13 protein-coding genes and 2 pseudogenes are annotated in these 15,421 nt (G+C 34.3%); 11 read left to right on the top strand and 4 right to left on the bottom strand.

The genetic code is table 11. The features are described from left to right. Positions 1 to 137: 137 nt before the first annotated feature. The 3 genes and pseudogenes from ACM6HU_RS05880 to gnd form a co-directional block, all read left to right on the top strand. Positions 138 to 428: pseudogene (locus tag ACM6HU_RS05880) on the top strand (aminotransferase class III-fold pyridoxal phosphate-dependent enzyme); the annotation flags it as partial. Continuing rightward, positions 428 to 1,117: an MOSC domain-containing protein gene (locus ACM6HU_RS05875; protein WP_016114851.1), complete on the top strand. Its 690-nt coding sequence runs from the start codon at positions 428 to 430 to the stop codon at positions 1,115 to 1,117. The pseudogene ACM6HU_RS05880 and the gene ACM6HU_RS05875, both read left to right, overlap by 1 nt. A gap of 198 nt (positions 1,118 to 1,315) precedes the next feature. Next, positions 1,316 to 2,218, top strand: a complete 903-nt coding sequence (gene gnd, locus ACM6HU_RS05870; protein WP_016114852.1) for a phosphogluconate dehydrogenase (NAD(+)-dependent, decarboxylating) — start codon at positions 1,316 to 1,318, stop codon at positions 2,216 to 2,218. A gap of 79 nt (positions 2,219 to 2,297) precedes the next feature. Here the strand turns inward: gnd and ACM6HU_RS05865 are convergent, their stop codons facing one another. After that, positions 2,298 to 2,912, bottom strand: a complete 615-nt coding sequence (locus ACM6HU_RS05865; protein WP_016114853.1) for a cyclase family protein — start codon at positions 2,910 to 2,912, stop codon at positions 2,298 to 2,300. Further along, positions 2,899 to 4,419, bottom strand: a complete 1,521-nt coding sequence (gene zwf / locus ACM6HU_RS05860) for a glucose-6-phosphate dehydrogenase (protein WP_016114854.1) — start codon at positions 4,417 to 4,419, stop codon at positions 2,899 to 2,901. The genes ACM6HU_RS05865 and zwf overlap by 14 nt, the downstream gene beginning before the upstream one ends. A 513-nt stretch (positions 4,420 to 4,932) precedes the next feature. On the opposite strand from zwf, the gene ACM6HU_RS05855 reads away from it, so the two are divergent. After that, complete coding sequence (locus tag ACM6HU_RS05855; protein ID WP_016114855.1) at positions 4,933 to 5,817, top strand: GNAT family N-acetyltransferase; 885 nt, start codon at positions 4,933 to 4,935, stop codon at positions 5,815 to 5,817. Positions 5,818 to 6,137: 320 nt separating this feature from the next. Further along, positions 6,138 to 6,329 (top strand): annotated as a pseudogene (locus tag ACM6HU_RS05850) (ABC transporter transmembrane domain-containing protein); the annotation flags it as partial. A 752-nt stretch (positions 6,330 to 7,081) separates the two neighbouring features. Here ACM6HU_RS05850 and ACM6HU_RS05845 read toward each other — a convergent pair. Beyond that, the gene (locus tag ACM6HU_RS05845) at positions 7,082 to 7,234 is read right to left on the bottom strand and encodes a hypothetical protein (protein WP_016114857.1); all 153 of its coding nucleotides are present in this window, start codon (positions 7,232 to 7,234) and stop codon (positions 7,082 to 7,084) included. A gap of 444 nt (positions 7,235 to 7,678) precedes the next feature. On the opposite strand from ACM6HU_RS05845, the gene spoII reads away from it, so the two are divergent. The 3 genes from spoII to ACM6HU_RS05830 all read left to right on the top strand — a co-directional run bounded on the left by spoII (position 7,679) and on the right by ACM6HU_RS05830 (position 11,629). Beyond that, the gene (spoII, locus tag ACM6HU_RS05840) at positions 7,679 to 9,319 is read left to right on the top strand and encodes a beta-amylase (RefSeq protein WP_016131409.1); all 1,641 of its coding nucleotides are present in this window, start codon (positions 7,679 to 7,681) and stop codon (positions 9,317 to 9,319) included. 139 nt (positions 9,320 to 9,458) lie between these two features. Next, positions 9,459 to 10,742, top strand: a complete 1,284-nt coding sequence (locus ACM6HU_RS05835) for a phytoene desaturase family protein (RefSeq protein WP_016131410.1) — start codon at positions 9,459 to 9,461, stop codon at positions 10,740 to 10,742. A gap of 17 nt (positions 10,743 to 10,759) precedes the next feature. Then, positions 10,760 to 11,629 carry a sigma-70 family RNA polymerase sigma factor gene (locus tag ACM6HU_RS05830; protein WP_033671172.1) on the top strand — a complete coding sequence of 290 codons (870 nt, stop codon included), beginning with the start codon at positions 10,760 to 10,762 and terminating at the stop codon, positions 11,627 to 11,629. A 54-nt stretch (positions 11,630 to 11,683) separates the two neighbouring features. Here the strand turns inward: ACM6HU_RS05830 and ACM6HU_RS05825 are convergent, their stop codons facing one another. Further along, positions 11,684 to 11,842 carry a hypothetical protein gene (locus tag ACM6HU_RS05825; protein ID WP_016114861.1) on the bottom strand — a complete coding sequence of 53 codons (159 nt, stop codon included), beginning with the start codon at positions 11,840 to 11,842 and terminating at the stop codon, positions 11,684 to 11,686. A 305-nt stretch (positions 11,843 to 12,147) separates the two neighbouring features. Between ACM6HU_RS05825 and ACM6HU_RS05820 the strand changes: the two genes are divergently transcribed. From ACM6HU_RS05820 to ACM6HU_RS05810, 3 genes are all read left to right on the top strand, one after another. Then, complete coding sequence (locus tag ACM6HU_RS05820; RefSeq protein ID WP_029426826.1) at positions 12,148 to 12,738, top strand: O-methyltransferase; 591 nt, start codon at positions 12,148 to 12,150, stop codon at positions 12,736 to 12,738. A 686-nt stretch (positions 12,739 to 13,424) separates the two neighbouring features. Further along, the gene (locus ACM6HU_RS05815; protein ID WP_016114863.1) at positions 13,425 to 14,534 is read left to right on the top strand and encodes a toxic anion resistance protein; all 1,110 of its coding nucleotides are present in this window, start codon (positions 13,425 to 13,427) and stop codon (positions 14,532 to 14,534) included. 24 nt (positions 14,535 to 14,558) lie between these two features. Beyond that, positions 14,559 to 15,392, top strand: a complete 834-nt coding sequence (locus tag ACM6HU_RS05810) for a DUF3974 domain-containing protein (RefSeq protein ID WP_016114864.1) — start codon at positions 14,559 to 14,561, stop codon at positions 15,390 to 15,392. Positions 15,393 to 15,421: the final 29 nt, after the last annotated feature.

Genomic DNA, 15,421 nt, shown 5'->3' with positions numbered 1-15,421 from the left:
ATGAAATGATACAAGCATTAAAATCTAACACATTACCAGGTAATTATTCTCAAAAACTTCATAAGCGATATCAACAAGCTGTACCAATAGGGGTATATAATTCACCACCTTTGTACGTACAATCGGCAAAAGGAGCAATGATAACAGATGTAGATGGAAATAACTTTATTGATTTTGCGGGTGCAATGGTGGCAATGGAGCTAGTGACCGATCGTGTAACGAAAGAACCCGCAAAAGAATTAACAGCGCAGTTAATTAAGGAGTTTTGGAAAAATGGGCTTATAAGCCTTGGGGCGGGTATACATGATAATGTTCTTCGATTTTTACCACCACTTGTAATTTCGAATGAAGAAATTGATAAGGGGTTTGAGATAATAAATCAAGCTTTTGAAGCGCTTTGTCAAAATAGTAAAAGGAGTGGGGAATGATGCCAAGGTCGTATGACTTGAGGTCTCTTAATGTAGGTATGCCAAAAGAAGTGTCATATGGTGGGAAATTAATTCAAACGGGTATTAATAAATCACGGGTAAGTGAGCCTGTTTTTTTATCATCACTAAAATTTAATGGAGATGGGCAAGCTGATTTAGTCCATCACGGAGGAATAGATAAAGCAGTTTGTGTTTATTCCTATAACCATTATCCATATTGGGAAAAGGAATTGAATCGAAAGCTTGTATACGGTGCTTTTGGAGAGAATATGACAGTGCAAGACATGCTTGAGGAAGATGTTTGTATAGGTGATATATTTCAAATTGGCGAAGCGGTGGTACAAGTAAGTCAACCAAGGCAACCTTGTTTTAAATTAGCAAAAAAGTATGATATACCGCAATTACCACTTTACTTCCAAAACACAGGGTATACGGGATTTTATTTTCGTGTTCTAAAAGAGGGGGGGGTATCACCAACAGATTCTCTTAAGCAACTTGAGTCTGATCGTAAAGGTATTTCAATCGCTTTTGCAAACCATATAATGCATAAAGAAAAACGTAACTTTGAGGGAGTACGAAGGATTTTAGGAGTAGAGGCCCTTTCAGCAAGTTGGAGAAAAACATTTGAAAAACGTTTGAAAGGAGAAGAAGGAAGTACGAAGGAGAGATTAGAAGGGATTAGTGAATAACGGGATAGGAACTGGAATGTTTTTTATACTGTAATGTTAAAGTATAAATATTAAGTGACTCCTATGCATCTACCAGAGCTGATTCGTGCAAAATATATCCGTAGTGAAAAAATTTGGATAAATATTGATTGTTCAAATGAAGAAAGATAAACAAAGGATTAGCGAATCTCACTTAGGTATTTTTAGGAGGAGTTAAAGATGAAAATAGGGTTAATCGGTCTAGGGAAAATGGGATTAAATTTAGGTCAAAATTTAATTGATAAGAATCATGAAGTAGTGGCGTATGATGTAAATACAGATGCTATAAAAGAAATAAAAGAATATGGAGCTATGGGTACATCTAGTCTATCTGAACTTATTCAATCTCTCGAAAAACCAAGAATTCTGTGGATTATGGTGCCACATGCTGTTGTTGATACTGTTATTAATGAAATTACACCGCTTTTAAGTCAAGGAGATATTGTGATTGAAGCGGGTAATTCCTATTATAAGGAATCCATTCGTCGTTATGATGAGTTTAAAAAAGCTGGTGTACATTTTATGGATGCAGGAACGTCTGGTGGAACAGAAGGTGCTCGTAATGGTGCTTGTTATATGATTGGAGGAGACCCGGAAGCGTGGGAAACTGTTGAGACTGTATTTCGAGATACGGCTGTAGAAAATGGATATTTATATGCAGGAAAAGCAGGAAGTGGTCATTTTTTAAAAATGGTTCATAATGGGATTGAATATGGTATGATGGCTGCTGTTGGTGAGGGATTTGAAGTGTTAGAGAAAAGTGAGTTTGATTATAACTATGAAAAAGTAGCAAGAGTATGGAATAATGGTTCAGTTATTCGTTCATGGCTCATGGATTTAACGGAACGCGCATTTTCAAAGGATGCAAAGTTAGATGACATTAAAGGAATCATGCATTCTTCAGGAGAAGGAAAATGGACAGTTGAAACGGCTCTTGATTTACAAACAGCGACACCTGTTATTGCCCTGTCCTTATTAATGAGGTATCGTTCATTAGAAAATGATACATTTACAGGTAAAGTTGTTGCAGCGCTCCGTAACGAATTTGGTGGACATGCGGTAGAAAAAAGTGACAAAAAATGAGTCGTTATCTTAATGTAATTGAAAAACGTTTTCTACATAAAAACAACCTCGTTCTTAAAAAAACGGGGTTGTTTATTATTTATATATCTTTAAAAAGAAGAACACGTGCTGGAGAGGCATCAGTTCCAACTAGTTTTAATGGTGCAGCTACCATAAAATACTGATCTGCCGGCACGTTTTTTAAACGTAATCCTTCAATGACGATAATATTTGCATCGAATAATGCCTTATGAGTTGGGTGTCCTGGTTGGCTACGTTCCACCCCGAGAGCATCAATACCAACTCCTCTAATGTTTCGCTCCGCTAGATAATGGGCACCGTCTTCTTTTAAAAAAATAAATTCATAATTAAACTCGTCTTCAAAAGAATTACGAGTTTTAAATAAGATAAAGTCATTCTCTTGAATATCGAGGTGTTGTAAATCAGTTTTTGTAATTCCATCTTCAACAGTTGTTAAATCAAAAACTTTAACAGGTCCCACTAATTTTTCTAATGGAATACTTTCAAAGGTTGCTCCTTCGTTAATCATATGTAATGGTGCATCAATATGCGTACCTGTATGGACGTCTAATGTAATACGTGACTCCGTGACATGCGCATTTGTTGTTCTTGAAAATTGTGGTTGTTTTTCAGGCTTATTTTTGTAAACAGTCATCCCTTCAAATATAGGTGCTGTAATATCATATATTTTCATTGTAACTTTCTCCTTTCAAATGAGAGGTTATCGTTGGCCACCAATGGAAGCAATCTCTTTCTAATAAAGCATCAGATTCTTTAGGGCCCATTGACCCAGACTCATAGTTAGGAAAATGTTTAGCCGGTTTATTACGCCAAACACTCGAGATTGTATCAACGAATTTCCAAGAAAGACATACTTCGTCCCAATGTGTAAAGTTAGTTGAATCACCACGCATACAATCGTATAGAAGAACTTGATATGCTTCAGGTGTATTCATTTTGTCCATACAGTTATTACAATAACTTAAATGGATGGGTGTCGAAGTAGTACCGCTATCGGTTTTTTGCGCATTTAAATGGAGGGTAATTCCTTCTTCCGGTTGAATATGAATGACCAATAAATTAGGATGAACTTTTTTTTCTTTATTAAAATATAGATTCATTGGTAAGTCTTTAAATTGTATGACAATTTCAGTTGATTTTTCTTGCATACGTTTCCCAGTTCGAATATAGAAAGGAACTCCTGACCACCTAAAATCTTCAATCATTAATTTACCAGAAACGAATGTTTCTGTGTTCGATTCTGAATCTACCGCGTTCTCTTCACGGTAGCTAATTACTTTTTGCTCGTCTATCATACCTGGTCCATACTGTCCTCGTACAAAACTATGTTCTACTGTTTCTTCTGAAAGTGGCTGTAAAGCACGTAGTACTTTGACTTTTTCACTTCGGATTTCATTTGCGGTTAGCTTTATTGGTGGTTCCATTGCAAGGAGTGCCACCATTTGTAATATATGATTTTGGACCATATCACGTAGTGCACCTGAATCTTCGTAATAGCGGCCTCGCTCTTCTACTCCTAAAGTTTCACTTGAAGTAATTTGGATGTTAGCTATATATTGATTATTCCAAAGGGGTTCGAAAATTGCATTCGCAAATCGAATGACTTTAATGTTTTGAACCATTTCTTTACCTAAATAGTGGTCAATACGATAAATTTCATCTTCTGTGAAGGCGTGGCGAATTTGATCATTTAATGCTTGTGCTGATTCATAATCATGTCCAAATGGTTTTTCAATTACTAAACGAATCCAACCTTCTGTTGAAGTTAATCCTTCTGATTTTAAATTCGTGGCAATTGTGCCGAAAAAATCAGGGGCCATTGCTAAATAAAACATACGATTCCCTTCGGTAAAATACCTTCCATCTAGAGTGATTAATAAACTTTTTAGCTCCTGATAAGAAGATAAATTCGTTACATCAAAAGGATGATAATAAAAATGGGAAGCGAATGTATCATGAGTCATGTTTTCTTCTTGTAAATTGTGAATAGATTGTTTAACATTTTCACGGAACTTTTCATTAGATAATGGTCGTCTTGCCACACCAATAACGGCAAAGTTTTCGGAGATTTTCCCTTGTCGAAAGAGCCTGAAAAGAGACGGGAATAATTTGCGCTTTGCTAAATCACCTGTCGCACCAAAAATAACGATAATACATTTAGGGGGAGTATAATTTTCCATAGTTAAATAGCCCTCACTTTTTACGAAATTAGCTCTCACTTAGTATGTTGATTATTGAACAATACATGTAAGCGTAAGATAAAATAATTTTTATTCCGCTATTCGTGAGCAGTAAGACCCCCACCTCAAAATTCAGCGAAAGTACAGGAATTGAGTCGGAGATAAACTGCCCGTAAAAGCCCGATTGGTGAGGGCTAGTAATCAGTGGGGGATGAAGAAAACCCACACTGATTAAAGTTTCACTTTATCTGACATATATCGGTTAGCTGTTAAATATAAAAATTATAAAAGTGTTGTAATACTAAAAAAATAATTCCTTAGAGTTTTGCTGAAAAGAACTTGTCTGAATCATAAAGGAAAAAAAACAGGTGGATTAGTATTCGGAGTTATCTTGAAAATCTTAACTTATTTTGGTATATTTTGTGATGATGCGTTGAGTTGTAAGAAGACTTACTTGATTTAAACACAATAGAAAACGATTACATTGATAAGAATGAACTTATGGAGGACAATATGGGGAATCTTATTCTTTTTGAAAACTTTTTTGTGGAGGAATCGAAAAAGGAACCGTTATTTCAATTATTTGAAGAAGTGTTTCGTATTCCTGTTCAAACGTTACAAAATTTTGAGGCCAATGGATTTTGGGACACTACATACAAACCTTTTTCATATTTACAAGAAGGTCAAGTAATAGCAAATGTGTCTATGTTTTCGCTACCAATGTTTGTAAATGGAGAGCGGATTTATGCAGCTGGTATTCAATCTGTCATGACACATCCAGAATATCGGAGAAAAGGCTTGATGAAGCAGCTGTTATGTAAAGTATTACAAGAAATAGATACAAAGTATGAATGTGCAATATTATTTACAGAGAAACCGGAATTATACGAACCATTTGGTTTTCGAGTCGTACAAGAATATCTGATGACATTGTCGTATGAAAATATTCTACCTCGTTCGTCTTCACTTCGAAAATTAAACTTTTATGATGAAAAAGATATGGAACTTATAAAGGAAATAATAGAAAACGCTCAACAGCTTTCAATGGAATTTTCAACATTAAACTATCGGTCTTCTTTCTATTTTAATATGTACGATGCGAAATGGAATGAAAAACTATATTATTCAAAGAAACTAGATGCGCTTATTGTATTTGAAGTGAAAAATCAAGTACTGAAACTATTTGGTATTTTCGCACAAATATTTCCGATTTTAGATGATATATGTGCTGAAATATCTGAGCCATTTACAGAGATTGAATTTTACTTTTACCCTGATGAGTTAGGGCTTGAAGAGGTAGCGTGCAAAGAGTTTCAATCTGAAACATATTTGATGATTCGCGGTGGTAAAAAGATTGATTTTAAAGGATATAAATTTCCAGTTTTGACTGAATTTTAAATAGAATCTTAATCTAGAAGTAACTATTAACAGATACTTTTTGAATGGATTATAGGAAATGATAGATAAGTGAATTATGGAATGTTTAAGAAATTATACCTGTAGTCCATCAAAAGATAATGGATTTGAAACAGAATTTTTGGATTTTACAATTGAGTATACATAATTAAAATTATCCGCATTCTATTATGAAGGAATGCGGCTTTTTGTTATTGTCTTGAAATAGAGTTAAATAAGCGTCCATAAAGTTTTGTGATAAAATTCTTGTTTTAGATCATGGTGAGTTAGTTGGAAGTGGGACGCACGAATATTTAATAGAAAAGCGCCAAAAAGATTTAGGAGAATTGAACGGTTTTATTGAAGAAGCGATTACAGGTGCAGATGTTATTACGTTGTACGGAAAAGAAAAAGAAACAGTAAATAAATTTCATGCGATTAATGAACAACTTAGAATTTTTGCTACAAAATCTGATACATTTTCAGCGTTTATCTTCCCAAGTATGAACTTTATTTTCTTTGTTATATAGAAATTACACAATGGACTAGTAAACAAATTAATGAGACAAGCATATTATGAAGTGTGGGACGAGTTATCATAATTGAGATGATACTTGGAGCTCCATACTCCTTTCACAAAAGAGTACCTAATGGCGGGTACTCTATTTTATTGAACAAAATGGACATTTGAATTGAAAGGATGATGGCAGTGGAAATAATTAATAAATTCGTTGATTACTTGAAGAAATTGGCTGGAAATAAAAAGGGAGTTATTGAAGGAGAGGATGTAAAAGATGTTTGCTGAGGATATAGAAGTTTATTTAAATAATAACGGACATATCTACTCTCACAGTGGGAAAGTGAAAAAATGGAAGAATAAGTGTTGGTAATTGTCCATTGATACTACAACTAAATTTATCCCGCATTAACGGATAGTAACACTCCCACCTCAAAATTCAGCGAAAGCAAAGAAGTTAGGTGGGAGATGAACTGTCCGTAAAAGCCCGATTCGTTCAACTAATAATCAGTGGGGGATGAAGAAAACCCCCACTGATTAAAGTTTCACTTTATAATAACTATTTTAGGCGCTGCCGTGATCGGTTTAGCGTCTTATTTGTTGTTAAGGAAAGATAAGGGGTGAAGGGTTTGACAAAGATATAGTAATATCATTTACTTATTTTATAAGAGAAAGAGCATCTGTTATGGATGCTCTTTTTTGATGTGTATATATTACACAGTAAATTCAATTCTAAACAAAGTGAAAATTCTATTTATTTTTACCGCAATTACATCCTTTTTTCTTTACATATCCTTGGCGATATAGGTTTTGTGATGATTGGTAATTGGAAGATTGTGAAGATGAAGTGCGGATATCTTTATTGTTAGAAGAATCTTTGTTAGAATCGTACTCTTTATTCATGATACCATCACCTCCAGTTTGATATATAAATAGTATATGTGAAAACTCTAGTAATCGTTACGGTAGTTTAAGGTAATGAAACAAGATGAAAATATGACCCGTACATACCTAATATTCTGGATAAAATATTATTAATATAAAAATAAGGTAGTAAATTAATAATGTTTTTGAAAGTTATAAAAGGATAAAAATATTAGATTTATACAAAAGGGTTTCGTGATATGTTAATAAATTTGATAAAAGTAGTGTAACAAGTCCAGTAAAATAAGAAATGATATTTGTATGTGAAAGTAGATAGTATGAAATTGGAGTTTAAAATAAACAAGCTGATTAATCTAGCTTGTTTATTTTAATATTATGCATTATTGCATGCAAACGATTGCGTCTTTCCGTTTATAATGAAAGCGGATACATGAAATTTGTAAATTAAGGAGGAGAGAAGTAATGAAAAATCAGTTTCAATATTGTTGTATTGTCATTTTGTCTGTAGTGATGTTATTTGTATCATTATTAATTCCACAAGCGAGTTCTGCAGCTGTAAATGGAAAAGGAATGAATCCAGATTACAAAGCATATTTAATGGCGCCATTAAAAAAGATACCGGAAGTAACAAATTGGGAGACATTTGAAAATGATTTACGATGGGCAAAACAAAATGGTTTTTATGCTATTACAGTTGATTTTTGGTGGGGGGATATGGAAAAGAACGGAGATCAGCAATTTGATTTTTCATACGCACAGCGCTTTGCTCAATCGGTAAAAAACGCAGGTATGAAAATGATTCCTATTATTTCCACACATCAGTGCGGTGGAAATGTTGGAGATGATTGCAATGTACCAATTCCTCCATGGGTTTGGAATCAAAAATCCGATGATAGCCTTTATTTTAAGTCTGAAACAGGAACTGTCAATAAAGAAACATTAAATCCACTTGCTTCAGATGTAATTCGAAAGGAATATGGTGAACTCTATACAGCATTCGCAGCAGCTATGAAACCATATAAAGATGTAATCGCAAAAATATATTTATCTGGAGGACCAGCTGGTGAACTAAGATATCCTTCATATACAACTTCCGATGGGACAGGATATCCCTCACGTGGAAAGTTTCAAGCGTATACAGAGTTTGCAAAATCTAAATTTCGTTTATGGGTATTAAATAAATATGGTTCTCTAAATGAAGTGAATAAAGCATGGGGCACGAAACTGATTTCAGAGTTAGCAATTTTACCACCAAGCGATGGGGAACAATTTTTAATGAATGGATATCTTTCTATGTATGGAAAAGACTATTTAGAATGGTACCAGGGTATCTTGGAAAATCATACAAAATTAATTGGTGAATTAGCACATAATGCATTTGACACAACTTTCCAAGTGCCAATTGGTGCAAAAATTGCAGGCGTGCATTGGCAATATAATAACCCAACAATACCTCATGGAGCTGAAAAGCCTGCAGGGTATAATGATTATAGCCATTTACTTGATGCTTTCAAAAGTGCAAAGCTAGATGTAACATTTACTTGTTTAGAAATGACAGATAAAGGTAGTTATCCGGAATATTCAATGCCAAAAACATTGGTACAAAATATTGCAACATTAGCCAATGAAAAGGGAATTGTATTAAACGGTGAAAATGCTTTAAGTATCGGAAATGAAGAAGAGTATAAACGAGTTGCAGAAATGGCTTTCAATTATAATTTTGCTGGATTTACGTTACTTCGTTATCAAGATGTAATGTATAACAATTCATTAATGGGGAAATTTAAAGATTTATTAGGTGTAACCCCTGTTATGCAAACGATTGTAGTAAAAAATGTTCCTACAACAATAGGAGATACTGTTTATATTACTGGGAATCGTGCGGAATTAGGAAGTTGGGACACAAAACAGTATCCAATTCAATTATATTATGATTCTCATAGTAATGATTGGAGAGGAAATGTTGTGTTGCCAGCTGAAAGAAATATAGAATTTAAAGCATTTATTAAAAGTAAAGATGGAACGGTTAAATCATGGCAAACAATACAACAAAGTTGGAATCCAGTGCCACTAAAGACTACCTCTCATACAAGTTGGTGGTAATTATATTATGTAAACAAAAAGATCCTTTAGTATGTGATAAAGGATCTTTTTGTTTTTGAAGGAAAAATAAATCTTAAAAGATGTCACATTCTTCTTTCTTCATCCGTCTTGTGTGTAGAACAATAAGGAGGGAATATATATGGAGAATTTTAATGTGGCAATTATAGGGGGGGGACTTGCTGGATTAACAGCTTCGATTTATTTAGCTAGGGAAGGTAAAAAAGTTGTTGTATTAGAGAAATCAAGTCGCTTTGGTGGAAGAGCAATAACAACGAATAAAAACGGCATCCTTATGAATCTTGGGGCGCACGCTTTATATCGCGGGGGAGAAGCACTATCAACTTTTGAGGAACTTGGAATCAACATTCCAGGAGACATACCTTCAACTAGCGCACATGGTATATGGAAAAATGATGTGTATACAATACCGACAGATTTTCGGTCAATCTTATCTACACTATTACTTTCATGGCCTGCTAAAATACAATTCTCTCATTTGATGTTAAAGCTCGGAAAATTAGATTTAAATACACTTCCTAAAATGAGTTTGAGTGTATGGGCAGAAAAAGAAATCAAAGATCCGATGGTAAGAAATATGTTTTATGCACTATGCCGAACATCAACTTACACATATGCTCCTACATTACAGTTAGCATCCTCTGTACTAAAACAAATACAACGATCAATGAAAGAAGGAGTTTTTTATGTAGATGGTGGTTGGGAGACAATTATAACAAAGCTAAGAGACGAAGCTACAAATGCTGGAGTTCATTTTATAGCGAGTAAAAACGTAGTTGAAATTGAGCACTGTGGTCATATTCAAAGAATTCGTTGTTCTGGTGACGAATTTTTTGAAGTTCCTACGGTTGTTGTTACTATACCACCAAAAGAAGCTTGTAAAATTGTAAAGGGAGCAAAAGACACCACGCTGCATATATGGGAAGACCAATCAGTGCCAGTAACAGTTGCTTCATTAGATCTTGGCTTGAGAAGATTGCCTAATTCATTACATCAATTTGCTTTAGGGTTAGATCAACCTGTATTTTTTACGAATCAATCGAGAGCTGCTAAGCTGAGCGCAGATGGAACGGTAGTAGTGGGATTGATAAAATATCATAATCCTACATTACAATCTAGTAACTTTAATGATGATAAAATTTTGTTAGAACATACAATGGATTTACTACACCCGAAGTGGCAACAGGAGTTAGTTGAAAAGCAATATTTACCTAAAATAACAGTTGTCTATGATTTTCCTCATATTGGGCGTACTGAAAATCCAGGGCCTACTGTTCCTGAAATGCCAGGGATATATGTTGCAGGAGATTGGGCTGGACATGATGAATTATTAGCTGATGCTGCGGTTTCTAGCGGTAAACGAGCAGCACTACAAATTTTAGAACAAAGTAAAGTCACAAATTGAAAGAGGGTCATGTGAGTGTGGAAATGGAACAATTGTATCAAGCGTATAAACCATTATTGTTTTCTTTAGCCTATCGTATGCTCGGGAGTGTTATGGACGCTGAAGATATTGTTCATGATACATTTCTTTCATTAAATCAAATAGAAGAGCTAGAGTCTGTTGATAATGTAAAAGCGTATTTATGTAAGATGGTTACGAATCGTACAATCGATAAATTACGTTCAGCAGCTCATAAACGAAATGTTTATATTGGCATGTGGTTACCTGAACCACTTGTTGAAGAAAATGATGATCCCTCAATGACATATATAATGAAGGAGTCTATTTCTACAGCGTATCTTTTGCTTTTACAACAGTTATCTGAAGTTGAACGGGCAGTGTTTATATTACGAGAAGTTTTTGGTTACGATTATGATGAAATTGCATCAATTGTTGATAAAAACAGTGCGAATTGTCGGCAAATCTTTCATCGTGCTAGAAAGAGTATTGTGGATAAACCGAAAGCTTCAAAATTAAGTACAAAGCAGATGGCTGCATATGTGGAACAATTTGTCGCATCTTTGCAGCGAGGAGACGTACAGGCAATGCTAGAAATTTTAAAAACAGATGCGATATTCAAATCAGATGGTGGAGGGGAGGTTACAACGGCTCTTAAACCAATTTACACATCTGAAAGGATTGTTCGTTTATTCTTAGGGATTACCAAAAAGTTACCAGAAGAATATTCCATTACATTTAGAATGGTAAATGGTACACCAGGTATTATTGTAAATATAAATAATCGCGCTACGTATGTGCTTTCGTTTGAATTTCAAGAAGAGAAAATAGCATCTATTTATATGATGATGAATCCAGAAAAGCTTATGCATTTAAATGAGAATGCATAGAATGAAAAAGACGCATCTCAACAGAGATGCGTCTTCGATTTAAAATCATGTAAATTACTTCTCTAACATTTCAAGAGGAACATCTTTTTCGCCTAATACCTCGCACTTAATTTCTCCGTCCTCTTCGTAAATACGCTTAATAATCGGTATAGTTATCATTCGCTTTTTGTGCTGCTTACGTTTTCTAGCAGCCTCTAAATTAATCACGTTCATGTTCAAAGCATCCTTTCTTACATACAGTTATAAACAAAAGAAAATGCGTCCGAAAAGGGCGCTTCTTTAATGTGAAATACCGATTAAAAATGATTTTATAATTGCATTTTGATTGTAAAATAATGTGAATGGAATAATTACACGTAGAAATTAACTTTACCAAAAAATGAAACAATACGCTACAAAAAAATTCAATTCTTTGTCTTATAACAGGAAAAATATTTTCGTTTCGCATATAATGAAAAGTAGACAAACATAATTAACTTTCTCATCAATTTTTAATCATTAAATTTGTTAGAAAGGCGATGAATAGCATGAATTCATTAGAATTATTGTTGTTAGAACTTGAAAAGTACGGGGAAGAGCATGATAGCAAAAAAGAAAAGCGAGAAGAAAAGTTAAGAAATGTTTCTCGTGAGATGGGACAATTTTTATCTATTTTAATAAAAGGGTGTAGTGCACAAAAAATTTTAGAAATTGGTACTTCAAATGGATATTCAACATTATGGCTGGCAAATGCGGCTGAAGAAACAAAAGGAAATGTTACAACTGTTGAGCTTTCTTCAGAAAGGGTCGCAGAGGCACTTATGAATTTTGAAAAGGCAAATCTTAGATATCGGATTGATATTCATAATCAAGAAGCAGGAGCGTTTCTAGATGTACAAGTAAATCGTTCATTTGATTTTATTTTTCTAGATTCAGAGCGTACGCAATATATGTGGTGGTGGGAAAATATAAAACGCATATTAGAACCACAAGGATTTCTTGTCATTGATAATGCGACTTCGCATGCAGAAGAGTTAGCAGAATTTATTCAGATGATTGAAGAAGATGATACGTTTGAAACTGTATTACTAGCCTTTCAAAAAGGAGCGTTTGTAGCACGAAAAAAATGAAGGGATATAGCCATAACGAATTGTGTCTCTACACGTGCATCAGCTTTTACACAAGATGGAGCGATACCAGGGCGTGTTTTTATTATGAAATTAGAAAATTGTATGGAATGGATTCGAGATGCGCTTGCAGTTTCAGAAATTGGTGGAATTATAATGCCAGTTCATCCAGAAGTTACAGGAGTTGAATGGAAGCGATTATAAATAGAACGGAGCTTAATTGGATTATCACATCTAAAGAGACTGTATGTCAAACGATTGAGCAGAACAATATTGATTTTCCTTTTAGATATGTGAGTAGACCTGATGATTTATATATTTCTTTGGTTATAATTCAGGTTCAACAGGTACACTGAAAGGCTTTGTTAAAAGTCATTGGACTGTATTATCACAATTACCGAAGAAACTGAATGGGAAGGTAGACAAAATGAAATTGAAAGCGGAATTACTAAACAATAAACCGTGTAACACGTGAAGAATCCGCCTTCAGCACCTGACCTTCTAGGTCTTAAGTCTGAGGAAAATAATGTAGAGAACAGGTATACTTATGATAAGAAACAGGGAATGACTGCATAAGCAGGAGTTTATTGAAAATCGATTTCAAACCAGTACCATACATGTTGAACACGATATCTTAGATGAAATATAGTGCAAATAAATTCGCACATATAAATAAAGGAGCGATTTTGTTGACTGAATTAGAGAAAAAAGAACCTGTATCAGTAGTGAAAGACAATATGCAAGTAGTTGTTGATACAGTTATTAAAGATGAAGAACTTGTTGAATTGAATAAAGAAGCTGATTTATATGTACAGAAGTTAAATAGTGAACAAAATACAGATCTTTCGAAAGTATTATCACAGCTTGGAGATTTAGGGGATAAAGAACAGCAAGCAGCAGGGCAAACATTATCAGCACTAAAACGTCCTGTAACTGCAATGATGAATGGAAAGAATGAAGAAATTCCAAATACGTTATTAGAATTGCGTAAAGTGGTATCAGAACTCGACCCTAATTCATTGAAAGCATCAGGTATGAAGAAATTTATGTTTAAAGTTTTTAAGAAAAATCCACTTGAAACATATGTGCATAAATATCAATCCATAGATAAACAAATTGAAGAAATAATAAGAGCGCTGCTTATTGGACGTGACAATTTACAAGAGGATACAGTTGGTTTAGAAATGTTAAAAGAGCAATCACATGATAAAATCCATGCCCTTGATAAACAAGTGTATCTAGGGCGTAAGCTTGCCGGGATGCTTGAGGCTGAAAAGCAAAATCCAGATCGTCAAAAGGATATTCCATTAATTAATGATGCATTAGAAAAAATTCTTGTGCGTACACGCAATATGCAGCAAGCAAAGAGCGTATTACTGCAATCTATCGCATCTGTAGACATCATTAAGAAAAATAATGAAAAGTTAACAGAAGCAATTCGTAATGCGATTACAATGACACAAAACGTTATTACGGTTTCCGCAGCAATTCAACTCGCATTAACAAATCAACGGAAAACGATTGATGCAGTTAACGCAACGAATGAAGCAATTGAATCGATGGTATTAAGTAATTCACAGGCTTTAAAGCAAAACACAGAAGAAACGACGAAGCTGCTTGAAAATCCAGCAATCAGCATGGATAAATTGCGCGAATCATTTCAAAATGTATTTGCGGCTATTGAAGCATCTGAGAAATCATCGGAGCGCATTATTGAATCTAGTAAGAAGTTTGTTATTGAACTTGACACATTTAATAATGAAATGAAGCAGAAGCTCATTCAGCGCCCGAAGAAATAAAGAGGCATTAGAGGAGGTGAAAAAATGGGTTTCTTCGAATTTGTTTTAATGATTGGTGGGATTTTGCTTTTATTAGGGTTTACAGTTGTTGTTTTACTTGTTTACTTCGGTCGGAAATTTTACTTGTCATGGGCGAAGCCGTATAAACGAGCGCATGAATCGGTTGAAAAGCTATCAAATAAATCAACGCCGTTTTTACAAGAGTTTACGCAACATCCACTTTTTTATCGCTGGATTCGTACAGAAGGAAAAAAGGAACAAAAAGCATTGAATACCCTTTTCTGCGTTTCAGGTCAGCGTACAAGAGAACAAGTTTTCTCTATGTTACCGAAAGATAAACAAAAGAAAGTGCATGTGATGGCAAAAACAACGAAAAAAGTGACAAATGAAGATATTGATGTAGCAGTGATGAAAGTAAAAGATTTCTTAAGGCAAGAATCACAGCAATCATCCAAGCCAACAGATCTATCGTTTTATAAACTGTATTTTTATGATCGTTATCCTGATGCATTGAATACCATTCAGGCATATAAACGTTCAATTAATCCGTCACTACAAAGAACAGTTGATGACATTACAATTTCCGTATTAAATGCACTTCCGTACTACCAAGAACAACGCATGTTTGAACAACAACATAAACTGGAAACGTTCTTGATGAAAGACTTAATTGATATGTTATCACTTGTAGCACAGTTGCCACCATCACAACGTCCTGAAAAAGAAGAAGAATTACAAGTTTACTTACAAAACTTCCAAAAAGAAATGGAAGTAGTAGAGCGTGATATTCGTGACTCCATTGATCATGATTTGAATGTGAAGATGAGAGCGGCGAAGGAGAAGTTTAAGAATAAGTAAAAGAAAGCCTCTTGAGTTGAAGTGAACCT

It is taken from the genome of Bacillus sp. IT-79MI2 (assembly GCF_949768135.1).
Lineage (GTDB): Bacteria > Bacillota > Bacilli > Bacillales > Bacillaceae_G > Bacillus_A > Bacillus_A pseudomycoides.
Note: the sequence above shows the minus strand (reverse complement) of the source record. Positions and strands in the feature narration are given on the sequence as shown.